The sequence below is a fragment of the Shewanella morhuae genome (genome assembly GCF_003028295.1).
In the GTDB taxonomy this organism is placed as follows: Bacteria; Pseudomonadota; Gammaproteobacteria; order Enterobacterales; family Shewanellaceae; genus Shewanella; species Shewanella morhuae.
In genome coordinates, this window is sequence record NZ_PYSG01000002.1 from 1,927,928 (window position 1) to 1,940,106 (window position 12,179).

At 46.3% G+C, this 12,179-nt stretch carries 10 protein-coding genes; 2 read left to right on the plus strand and 8 right to left on the minus strand.

Annotated elements, in window-relative coordinates; all coding sequences use genetic code 11:
* Positions 1-117 precede the first annotated feature (117 nt).
* Entirely contained in the window at positions 118-1,185 is a 1,068-nt protein-coding gene (locus C9I43_RS08900) for a DUF3083 family protein (protein ID WP_107883206.1), read from the plus strand.
* A gap of 65 nt (positions 1,186-1,250) precedes the next feature.
* Here the strand turns inward: C9I43_RS08900 and C9I43_RS08905 are convergent, their stop codons facing one another.
* The 4 genes from C9I43_RS08905 to C9I43_RS08920 all read right to left on the minus strand — a co-directional run bounded on the left by C9I43_RS08905 (position 1,251) and on the right by C9I43_RS08920 (position 7,437).
* A complete protein-coding gene (locus tag C9I43_RS08905; protein ID WP_107883207.1) occupies positions 1,251-2,537 on the minus strand; it encodes an acetyl-CoA hydrolase/transferase family protein in 1,287 nt (428 codons plus the stop codon).
* A 274-nt stretch (positions 2,538-2,811) separates the two neighbouring features.
* Entirely contained in the window at positions 2,812-3,897 is a 1,086-nt protein-coding gene (locus tag C9I43_RS08910) for an acyl carrier protein (protein WP_107883208.1), read from the minus strand.
* A 2-nt stretch (positions 3,898-3,899) separates the two neighbouring features.
* Positions 3,900-6,200, minus strand: coding sequence for a dehydrogenase E1 component subunit alpha/beta (locus C9I43_RS08915; protein WP_107883209.1), 2,301 nt, complete (start codon positions 6,198-6,200; stop codon positions 3,900-3,902).
* A 61-nt stretch (positions 6,201-6,261) separates the two neighbouring features.
* A complete protein-coding gene (locus C9I43_RS08920) occupies positions 6,262-7,437 on the minus strand; it encodes an acyl-CoA dehydrogenase (RefSeq protein ID WP_107883210.1) in 1,176 nt (391 codons plus the stop codon).
* A 155-nt stretch (positions 7,438-7,592) separates the two neighbouring features.
* Between C9I43_RS08920 and C9I43_RS08925 the strand changes: the two genes are divergently transcribed.
* A complete protein-coding gene (locus C9I43_RS08925) occupies positions 7,593-8,435 on the plus strand; it encodes a LysR family transcriptional regulator (RefSeq protein ID WP_107883211.1) in 843 nt (280 codons plus the stop codon).
* Here C9I43_RS08925 and C9I43_RS08930 read toward each other — a convergent pair.
* From C9I43_RS08930 to C9I43_RS08945, 4 genes are all read right to left on the minus strand, one after another.
* A complete protein-coding gene (locus C9I43_RS08930; protein WP_107883212.1) occupies positions 8,419-9,540 on the minus strand; it encodes an ABC transporter permease in 1,122 nt (373 codons plus the stop codon). The genes C9I43_RS08925 and C9I43_RS08930 overlap by 17 nt on opposite strands.
* Positions 9,530-10,486, minus strand: coding sequence for an ABC transporter ATP-binding protein (locus tag C9I43_RS08935; RefSeq protein WP_107883213.1), 957 nt, complete (start codon positions 10,484-10,486; stop codon positions 9,530-9,532). Before C9I43_RS08935 ends, C9I43_RS08930 begins: the two co-directional genes overlap by 11 nt.
* Positions 10,483-11,427, minus strand: a complete 945-nt coding sequence (locus C9I43_RS08940; RefSeq protein ID WP_373455348.1) for an HlyD family secretion protein — start codon at positions 11,425-11,427, stop codon at positions 10,483-10,485. The genes C9I43_RS08935 and C9I43_RS08940 overlap by 4 nt, the downstream gene beginning before the upstream one ends.
* A gap of 129 nt (positions 11,428-11,556) precedes the next feature.
* Complete coding sequence (locus C9I43_RS08945) at positions 11,557-11,904, minus strand: hypothetical protein (protein ID WP_107884098.1); 348 nt, start codon at positions 11,902-11,904, stop codon at positions 11,557-11,559.
* Positions 11,905-12,179 lie beyond the last annotated feature (275 nt).

The following is a 12,179-nucleotide window of genomic DNA, read 5'->3' on the forward strand; positions in this document are numbered from 1 at the left end:
GCTTACTTAGCTAAACTCATATTCATCTAATAAAAATGTGTTCTAACGCAAGGCTGACACTATAGATAAACAGTAAAATTCGTGTTAGCAAATGGTTAACTCAAACAAGGAGTCAATATGTCCCTTAGCCATCAGCAAAAAGTGTACCTACCCAAGGAAGCGCGTACCAAACAATTCATCACCGCCGAAATTAAGGTGACGGATGCATTACTGAGTCAATATCCCGACTATCAAACTTGTTACCAAAGTTTAAGTCGTTTGGTATTTAATTTGGCAGAACAACACGATCTACGTAATGTACACGTAATCACTAACGATAAACTGCCTGTTGTGCGCTTTCATACTGAAGCGTATTGTTTCCAAACTACTGAACAAATTCTATTTTTTTATAACCCGGCCTACCACGAAGCTCAAAACCTATTCACACAAGAAAACTACCGCGCACGTAAATTGCGTATTGTATTTCTAGCTACTGGCGAAAGTATCCGCAGTAACTCCGCTAGTTTTCACACTCGGGTACGTGAATTTCTTAATCAACTAATGCCAAAGCTGCCAATCAGCGATCTCAAAGTTAAGATCCGCGACCATCAGCACTTATCTTACGACCTTTTCGCGAAATCTAAAGGCTATAAAGAAACCTATGGTTATAAGCTGCGGGCAATTGAGCCAAGATATAAAGCAAGAAAATGCGAGTTACCCGAAAACGTCAGTTCACTGACCTACGTGACAGTCAGCTTGCCACTGAGCCGTAGATTAAAACAGGGGTTATTACCTGATTCAGCAACTGACTTTACGCCTTTATATCAACACCTTGAAGATAGTTTCCTCAAGGCCGCAGCCGGTAAGCAACTGACCCGGCTGGCAATGATTGCTAATGGCTTAACACCACTGGTACGCAACAGTAAATTTGAAAAGCTTGACAGCAAAACTGAAGTACAGATGATAGGCTTCGATCCTAATGCGCTTGAGCAACAAGTTATCTGCAATTGGGATGCTGATAACTTAGTTGAAGAGGCACACTTTATTATCGTCGCAGGTACTAAAGATGCCGATGATGTTGGTTTTGGTCGCTTTATGAATAATGTAGAGGCCGCGCTAAAAACCTTTGCCGCCGATATCAGTGTTGATCCTGAACGTGAAGATTTAATCATCCGTTTTCATCAACATATTAGTTATCAAATTTAAAATTCTTGATTTACAACAAGCAAAAAGGCGCATAAGCGCCTTTTTTAATTCATTTTTATATAAAACTAAACTCTTAGCCCCCAAACTTCAAACGCATCTTTGCTCAGTTGCTCCCTAAAATCGGGATGAGCAATGGCAATGAGCGCTTGTGCACGTTCACGCAATGAACGACCACGCAAATTAGCGACGCCATATTCAGTCACAATATAATGCACGTGAGCCCGAGTTGTAACCACGCCCGCGCCAGGAGATAACACGCTGGCAATACGGGAAATACTGCCACCCACAGCAGTACTGGGTAGCGCAATTACTGAACGACCTCCTTCTGATAATCCTGCTCCGCGTATAAAATCCATTTGGCCACCAACGCCAGAATAAATTTTAGTCCCGATAGAGTCAGCGCACACTTGGCCAGAAAGGTCGACCTGCAGCGCTGAGTTAATTGCCATCACATTGGGGTTTCTACGAATAATAGCCGTGTCATTCACTTGTTCAATATCCATAAAAATCACTGCTGGATTATCATCAACATAGTCGTATAACTTTTGACTACCCAGGGCAAAACCTGTGACTAATTTTCCAGGATAGAAACGTTTTTTACTATTGTTCACCACGCCCTTTTCAACCAATTGCAGTATGCCGTCCGAAAACAACTCTGTATGAATACCGAGATCGCGATGCCTTGTTAAGCAAGACAGCACAGCATCGGGTATTGCGCCAATACCCATCTGCAAACAATCACCATCACGCACCAGTTGCGCAACATGTTTACCAATGGCTAAACTCACCGTATCACCCGTTGCAAAGGAATGTATTGGCAAAGCTGCACTTTGTTCATACACAGCGGCAAAGCGGTTGATATGAATAAAACCATCGCCGTGGGTACGTGGCATTTGTGGATTAATATGGGCGATGATCTTACCCGCCACTTGGCAAGCAGCGAACGTGGCCTCAACCGAAATCCCTAGAGAACACATGCCGTGTTTATCGGGCGGTGAAACTTGAATCATCGCAGTATCAATTTTTTGCTCGCCACTGCGAAATAACTTTGGCACTTCTGAAAGAAAAATCGGCACATAATCCGCATCACCACTTTGCAATAATGCCCGTGTTGGCAGCCCACCAAAAAAGCAGCGGTGGCGTAAATGCCCTTTTAAATCTGGGTGACTTAATGATTCGGCGCCTTCTGTATGTAGCTGTAATAGAGTGAGATTATCTTTGGTGAGAGCGTGCTTGGCTAAAGCATCTAATAAAATTCTGGGCGTCGCGCCCATCGAGTGCGTCCATAGCGTCTCGCCGCTTTGAATTAAAGCAACGGCATCGAGTGCGCTATAGCAAATAATTGGGGGCATAATAAATTTCCTGCAATGACAAACCTTAATGCTGAAGGTAAATACTAGTTAAGTATCATGATTTTCAACATCTTAACCGAACGGTTTATTTTGAACTTTGCGTTACATCAATGCCGGTGACTAAGTCGTTTTTTTAGCAGGCAGCAAGAATAGAGGCATGTATCAATTCAGCTGACCACTTCGCCAATTAACTTAGTCCCGAATTATGGGTTAACCTGAGCTCGAAATAAGATTAATCAATTACCACAGCCACTACCTCGCGTTCAGGTTTGCCTTACTTTGCCAGCGCCATTGGCCTCTGCAGCTCATTACCCATAGCGATTAATCGCGGATTATTGTCTTGGGCGGCACTAAAATTAGCCTTTGTCTGCCAGCCAAAGCCATTAATGGCAATTAATGACTGCGCCACGGGGCCACCTAAAGTATTTCCGGGCCCAAGTACAATCACTCTATCGGGGGCAAACTCCTTCATCGCTACCGCAATTGCCTTAGAAAAATCATAGGGCTTAACGACTTGTTCGCCTAATGTGTACTCTCTTAGTTTGGCAGTATCTGTGCTGTATTGAGTCCAGATCTGACCTCGACCGTCCACCAGCGGAATTTTAGGCATTTGAAATAAATTCAAAGGCAACTGGGCTCGGCCCTTTTCCGAAATGCCATTAAGTAAAGGTGAATGAAAGGCACCGTGATTATAAAGACGCATAGGATAACGGTCATCGAGCGGTGGCAAGTGCTCCTCGGCAAGTTTAAGCCCAGCCTCATTGCCAGCGAGTATGCGATACCCACCGAGGAAGATAGACGTAAACAACTCACAACCCGCATGGCAATTAACCTCTGTAATTACCCTCTCAAGTAACGCAGTTTTGGTGGCATCTTGGCGCCAATGTTCATCCATCTCAGGGTAGATTAATTGACCACCAATCACCCCCTCAGACATCATGGAGCCCATCGTATTAATCACGATACTCGCGGCTTGTGGAGCCAGTGCTCCTGCTAACGCTAAGGCAATATACCAACCCATAGAGTTTCCCGTCACGGCGACTATCTCAAACTGCTCGGTATCTAGGTCCATAAAGTCAGCCATTGCACAAGCGTAAATTAAGGCTGAAGCATTCTCCCCTGGAGTATGCAGCTTAAATGAATACTTAGCCTCAGCATCTAAAGCTGCAATACCTATCTGTCCTTGAGTGGCTCTATACTCATCAATTTTGGCTATAAACTCTTGTTTATTTTGGTGAAACCTGGCCAGATAACCGAGTTCTTCTTTGTTATAACAGCCTCTTCCTGGTGCAATAACCACGACACGCTGCTTAACCAATGGCTTAACTGCGCCGTTATTGTCTATTGATGTGGTGTCCATGATTACACTTTCCTTTCTACCAAAGATGTCACATTCAACGCTTTTGTCAGCGGGGCTTGTCCCTGCGGTTTAACTAAAGCCAATGCGGCAGCGACTATACTCTCGACTCCCGGCAGCGGTAGCGTTGCTGCATCCGCCAGTGGAATAAAACAATCTTCGGCATTTAAGCGCATAAGTGGCGGGCAGTTGTCGCCTAAATGTTCATGTAAGCTGGTGTAGATAGCCTCACTCACTGATCCACTGCGCCGACACTCGTCAACAATCAAAATGTGTTCACATTGACCTGCCGCGCTGGCAATGGCCAGTTCATTAAGTGGCACCAGATAACGTAAATCAAGGAGTGTGCAAGCGATACCCTGTTCACTTAAGCGTTTTTCAGCCTGACGACTAAAATAATATCCATTACCATAACTGATGATGCACAGCGTTTTACCAGTGCCGTATTGGCCAAGTTCACCAAAGGGCAACCTTGGTGCTTGATGTTGGTGCTGGTATTGGGCGCTCCACAAATTATCACCCACTTGATGTAAATCTCGCGTCATATAAAGAGCAATAGGCTCTAGAAAAATCACCACACGTTGCTCTTCTTGAGCTAAGCGCACGCATTCCCTCAGCATACCCATGGCATCTAAACCATTAGACGGACAAGCTAAAATCAGCCCTGGAATATCCCTAAATACAGTAAAAGAGTTGTCATTATGGAAATGACCACCAAAGCCTTTCTGATACCCAAGACCCGCAATACGGATCACCATAGGATTACTGAATTGACCATTAGAAAAAAAAGAGAGGGTCGCCGCCTCACCGCGAATTTGATCTTCGGCGTTATGCACATAAGCTAAAAATTGGATCTCAGGAATAGGCAAGATACCATTGTGTGCCATACCAATGGCGAGCCCAAGAATCGAGGTTTCATCCAGTAAAGTGTTAATCACCCTATTGGGTCCAAACCGTTCCACTAAACGCGATGTCACCTGGTATACACCGCCTTTTTTACCCACATCTTCACCACAAACGACAATGTTAGGCTGACGAGCCATTAATTCGGTTAAGGTTAAGTTGATCAATTTCCCCATATGCACGGGTTTACCGAAAGACAATTTATCGGCAATAAAAAGCGCATCCAAAGCTTGGCTAAATAACTCAGTAACCAAGTTAGAGGGCATTCCTGCAGGTTCAGACTGAATCAATACCAGTGGAGGCGGCACTATTGCGGTCATAACCGCAGTGACGCTCATCAACTTAGGCCGAGTCACCGCAACAGCAGCAATGGCGGCGATCCGCGCTTTTAACTCACCATAAAGATCCACAATTTGTGTTGGCGTCATCAATCCTGCACGAATAATTTGCGCTGCACTGATCAACAACGGATCTTGGGCTTCATTATCCAATATCTGTTGTTTCTTCATATAAGCGATTTCAGCGTCGCTGCCCGCATGTCCCATTAAACGCACGGTACGAACATGCAAGAATACTGGTTTACGTTTACTGCGTGCGTAATCTGCAGCCTGCCGACTAACACGGTAACAATCCAATAAATCACGACCATCACAATAAAAATATTTAATGCCAGGACGCTGGCTGAAATTAGCCGCTATCCAGCCTTTAGGCGTGGGGGTTGAGATCCCGATACCATTGTCTTCACAAACAAACATTAACGGTAATGGCACCTGTTGATAAGCGGCCCAGCCCGCCGCATTAATGGCCGTCTGTGCGCTAGCATGATTTGCCGACGCATCCCCAAAGTTGCATAACACTATGGCATCTTTGGGTAAATTAGCTGGCAAATTAAGCCGCTCGGTCAGCGGAATACTCAAGGCTACACCAACCGCTTTAGGAAGATGCGAGGCTATGGTCGAGGTTTGGGGCGGGATCATTAAACTTTTGCTGCCGAGTACTTTATGGCGACCACCCGAAATGGGATCCTCACTAGAAGCGGCAAAAGATAGCAACATATCCCAAAGTTGTGTTTCCCCCGGCACATGACGACCTCGTTCTAGCATAAATGCTGCACTGCGATAGTGCAGCAATGCCATATCCGTAGGACGTAATGCCATGGCATAAGCGGCGTTGCCTTCGTGACCCGAGCTCCCTATGGTGTAAAACCCTTGATTGCGCGCACGCATTCGCCTAGATTCCATATCCAATAACCGACTCTTAAGCTGGGATTCAAACATTCCCACAAAATCGGCATCACTCAGGCCCAATTGCTTATGATCCCAACCTTGACTAAGCGGTTGAAACGCTTCCTTTAATACCCGTTCGACAAACTGCCTATCGAGGGCAATTGCTCTGTCTTCCATTTTTTCACCACTGAATTTGTCGTTTTAAGAGGGTGACACAGACTGACATCCCAATTAACGGCTAGCCAAACGCTTGGATGCCAGTCTGGCCGCGCCCCAAAATCAGTGCGTGAACATCATGGGTACCTTCATAGGTGTTGACCGCTTCTAAATTCATCACATGGCGGATTACATGAAATTCATCGCTGATCCCATTACCGCCGTGCATATCACGGGCAAGACGGGCTATATCTAATGCTTTACCGCAAGAATTACGCTTGATAAGTGAAATCGCCTCGACGGGTAAACAATCTGCATCCATCAAACGTCCCGCCTGCAAACAGGTAAAAAGCCCTAGGGTGATCTCTGTCTGCATATCGGCTAATTTTTTTTGGATCAGCTGATTGGCAGCGAGAGGACGATTAAATTGAATACGATCTAAGCTGTACTGACGTGCCCTATGCCAACAAAACTCTGCCGCCCCTAATGCGCCCCACGCTATGCCGTAGCGAGCCTTATTTAAACAACCAAAGGGGCCTTTTAAACCCTCGACATTAGGCAAAAGCGCATCTTCACCCACCTCCACATTATCCATTACGATTTCCCCCGTGATAGAAGCTCGTAGGGAGAATTTGCCCTCTATTTTCGGCGCACTTAAGCCTTTCATGCCCTTTTCAAGCACAAAACCACGAATGATCCCCTCAAGCTTTGCCCACACCACAAATACATCGGCAATTGGCGAGTTAGTGATCCACATTTTGGCCCCTGAGATCCGATAACCACCATCGATACGCTCAGCGCGAGTTCTCATGCCTGCGGGATCAGATCCCGCATCTGGTTCAGTTAAACCAAAGCACCCCACCCACTCGCCCGCGGCCAATTTAGGTAGATACTTTTGTCGCTGCGCCTCACTACCATAAGCATAAATTGGGTGCATCACTAAGGAAGACTGCACACTCATGGCACTACGATATCCACTATCGACCCGTTCAATTTCCCGTGCCACTAGGCCGTAACTTACATAATTGCTATTAGCACCACCATACGCTTCGGGCAGAGTGGCACCGAGTAGCCCTAACTCCCCCAGTTCATTCATGATCTCGCGATCAAAATGCTCATTACGGTTAGCCATCAAAACCCGGCTCATCAACTTTTCCTGGGCATATTCATGCACCATGTCGCGGATCATTCGCTCTTCTTCGGTCAATAGGGAATTAAATTGCAGCGGGTCTTGCCAGTCAAAGTTAACGCGAGCCATGGGTCGATTCCTTTCCAGAGGTTTATTGTTATGCACACACAAATAACATGTGCCACTTGTTAACATGCATAGCATAAGCATAATTTTGCTCTAGGAAAAATATTCTTTTCCTTTATCATCCATAGCTATTTTCTATACCAAGTGTGAAGGTAAAAATGAACTTACGTGCCCTGAATTATTTTGTGGTGGTGTTTGAGAGAGGCAGTATCAGTGCCGCGGCAAAACAGTGTTATATCGCCCAGCCTTCGATTTCAGCGGCTATTTCAGCTCTGGAAGCGCAGCTCAATACCCAATTATTTCAACGGCATGGCAAAGGCGTAAGTCCTACCGATACAGGTAACAGACTGTATCCGTTAGCAAAACGTTTACTCAATGAGTCCAAAGCTATCGCATCCCTGTTCAGCAAACCCGAAATCCAAGTGCCCTTTAAATTAGGTCTAATACGCTCCCTCGGAGTTCAGCGTATGAGTATGTTGTTAAAGGATTTTACCAATGCTTGTCCTGACATGGATCTCACCTTAGTGGAACCCACCGAAGACGCCGATGCGCGGATCATTACCACCAGTGATTTAACCACCCATGAAAGCTTTTTACCTATGTGGCATGACACGTATCTGCTGGCTATTCCGCCATCTTTAAGCCTGAGTCTGCAAGATACAATTCGCTTAACGGATTTACATCAGCAACCTTTTATTCACCGCGCCCCCTGTGAAGCCTTGGGCAGTTTGCAGCAATTATTAGATATAGAAGGGATTAAAATGCAGATAAGAGCGAGGATCCAAACGGTAGAATATGCCGTTGGTTTAGTCGCGGCAGGGTTAGGTATCGCGCTGATCCCAGCGATACCCGCTTTACTTGAGCAAACTGATATCGTATTTCGCCCCTTACACGATATAGAGCTTAAACGCACAGTAGGCTTAGCTATGCCACTAGGTCACGCTCCCACGGCGCAACAGAAACAGCTGACGGAGCTTTGTAAGCTCAATCTAAACGCTTAACGAATCGTAAACTTGCGATCAGCAAACCTATGCAGGTAAAACCGATTAACCACAGGGCATCAAATTGTAAATCCATCACTTGGGCATCGCGCAGTACAATAGCCCGCGACATCCGCATAAAATGTGTTGCGGGCAAGGCTTCAGCAATCCACTGCGCCTCGATGGGCATGGCCTCGTAGGGGAACATAAATCCCGATAATAATATTGATGGCAAAAGGATAAATATCGTCATCTGCATTGACTGCAGCTGATTTTTGGCAATAGTTGAGATCACTAAACCTAAGGTCAAACTGGCACAAATAAACAACATAGCGGCAAGGGCAATAGAATCAAGCCCACCACGAATGGGTACATCGAACAACAGATGCCCAGCGCTCAAAATAATGATGACTTGTACAAAGCCAACCAATACATAGGGCACTATTTTGCCAAGCATTAATTCAAGCGGCCGCACGGGCGTGGTGATCAAAAACTCCATATTCCCCTGCTCACGCTCACGCACAATCGCAGCAGAAGTGAACATCACCATGGTCATGGTTAAAATAACCCCCAAAAGGCCGGGCACTATGTTGACCACTGAGCGTTGCTCAGGGTTGAAATATTGCACCACTTCAAAACTCGGCGTACTATTTTTTGACGCTCTACCCGCGACTTCATCCAGCGGCATTTGTCTTAGGCTACGTATGGTTGCGGCAACGACAGTATCTGAGCCATCCACCAGCCATTGGCCGATAGGTTGTGCTAAATAGGCCTGCCCAGCAAAAGCGGGGTGGCGCACTAAACGCTCATCAAAATCGGCTGGTAAATACAATACGGCTTTCACTTCGCCGCGAGTAATTGCCGCCTCAGCCTCAACTACGCTGACATAACGCTGCTGAAAATCCACCACCTGCGTTGCATCCACCGCCTGAACCAGTGCGCGGCTATACGCGGAATCACTTAAATTAACTAGACCGGCTGGCAGATGACGCGCATCGGTATTGATGGCATACCCAAACAGCATGAGTTGCACTAACGGGATCATCACTATCATGCCAAAGGTCATGCGATCCCGAGATAATTGCCGCAGCTCTTTGACAACAATTGCAAAAATTCTACGCCACATGGTCAGCCTCAATGGTCAAGTTAGCACCCACGCGCTCACCTGTGCACGTTACAAACACATCCTCTAAACTGGCACGTACTTCTTCCATTGCACGGCTTGCAATCCTTGGCTTGAGCCACGCTAATGGATCGGCAATATCACTGCGCACTAACACCCGTAGACGACTGCCGATTTGCGCCGCCGACAATATGGCAGACTCTGTTATAAGTGATTGTTTTAATGTACGCAAATCATCACCAGAGACTTCAATCACTCTAGCGCCCATCACCGTCATTAATTGTTGCGGTGAGCCATCAGCACGCTTTATTCCTCGCTCTAAAATGGCTAAACCGTGGCAACGCTCGGCCTCATCCATATAATGAGTCGAGACCAGTATGGTCGTACCTTGGGCACAGAGATCGAATAAACGCTCCCAAAACTCGCGGCGATTTTCAGGATCGACTGCTGACGTCGGCTCATCAAGAAACAGTAACTCAGGGTGATGTAAGGTTGCAGCGGCTAAGGCTAAACGCTGTCTTTGGCCGCCACTCATTGAGCCTGCCATTTGTTTATGGCGTCCGCCTAAATCATAAAGCGTGAGTAACTCAGCGATGCGCAACTTGGCATTTTTACGATTCAGCCCATAAATTTGCGCCACAAACTCAAGGTTTTCTCGCACCGAAAGATTGTCATAAAGAGAGAATTTTTGCGTCATATAGCCGATACGACGGCGTAATTTTTCCTCAGCGCCGGGTAAGGTTTCACCCAGAACCCGAATATCCCCCGACGTAGGGCTTAACAGTCCAGTCAGCATACGAATGGAGGTAGATTTACCACAACCATTAGGGCCAAGAAAACCATAAATCGTTCCCTTGGGAATGGCTAAATCGAGGTTTTCAACTGCATTGACGCCAGCAAAGGCACGGGTCATGCCGTGGGTCTCAATCGCAAAGTCACTGTGACTCATGGCAGTTCAACTTCTAATGCCATGCCCGTAGGTAAGTCCTGACCTTCTGCCGAAATAGTAATATCAGTCAAATACATCAAGCGCGCGCGGTCACGTTCATTGAGTGCATAAAACGGGGTATAAGCGGGTTGACTACGGATATTACGTACCGTGCCAATAATCGGCGTTTTGCGGCCATCGACAAGAATATTAACGTTTGTGCCCGCCTTCACCTTATCGAGCTGAGTCGCAGGCAGGTACACCCGAACATAGGGATTAGCGCTCGCGAGCAAACCTATTAACTGAGTGCCCGGTGCAATTCTATCGCCCACTCGCCAAGGCAAAGTGTCAACAACCGCATCGCGCGCTGCCACTAAGGTTAAATCAGCTAAGGCTTTTTGCTCCAAATCTATACTTGCATTAGCGGCAGCAACGGCAGCTTTTGCTTGATCAAGTTGTTCACTGCGGGTGCCATGTTCTAACAGACGCAGACTTTGCTCTGCCTCTGTTTGCTTGGCTAAACTGGTATCGCGCGCCGCGCGGGCAGTATCTAAATCAGCTTGACTGAGTACATGAGTCGCAAACAAACGCTGAGTTCGCTCAAAAGCGCGCAGTGCTTCTTTAACACTGGCATTGGCACCATCGAGCACAGCTTTGGCTTTTTTAATGTCTTCTAAACGCGCACCTGTTATCGCCTCAGCAAGCTTAGCGTTAGCTTGTTCAAGTTCAGCTTGGCGCAGGGCAAGGCGCGCATTTGCCGAGGTTGTATCGAGCAGCAGTAACACTTCACCCGCTTTAACCTGCTGTCCTTCAACTACATTCACTTGAGTTATGAGCTCTCCCACTGGAGCGATGAGTGTCAGCCTGTCCCGCTCGACGGTGCCAAACACTCTAGGTGCTGGTTCAGTGCAGCCGACTAACAACATCAAACACCCCAAGCTCACCGTGATGATGACTCGCATATTCATACTCATGACAGGCCTCCTTAGGCCTAACTGAAGATTTTTACTACCGATATTACTGTGCTGAACTAAATTCTTAAATTAAACCTAATCTTTAAATGAAACCTAAAATACTAAACAGCTTAAAGATTAAGTGCCTTTCACTATCGCGCTGAGCCTTGCGATAAACAGCTGCACAGCTTCAACCGTGTCAAAGCTAAACGCTAAACCATAGTGAGTTTCTGTCAGGCTCTTATGTAAACGCTTAGGAAAACGTGTCATTTGCGCATTATGAAAATAATCATATTTAGCATGTACGCCTGCAATCGTGGCAAATTCGCCAGAAAACACTTCAAAGGCAGGGCGAATAATCAAATTAGGAGATTTACCGTCGAGGTGTAAATAAAAAGCCTCTTTGGTCTCGGGGAGCATATATTCAGTAATGTTTTTAATGGTGAAGTTGGTGCGACATTGCAGTGCGCTTAAGCAGCTCGCCATTTCATTATGTTCAATTGCCAAACTTATTACCCCTTATTTATCCATATCGCGCCGCTCACATAGCGCAGCATCTAACGACCTAAAATCATACCTGAAACCGTATATAAAACTGCATCTTAAAGCAGTGATGCTGATTTTAGCGAACGGTATTGGTTTGCACCACGTTTATCCACGCTATCTAAGCTCAGCCTAATCGCTTTAGCCGTTAAATGCACTAAAGAGATAGCAATATCATCCTGTTAGAGCACGAGTTTACAGGATGCATCACAAAACCT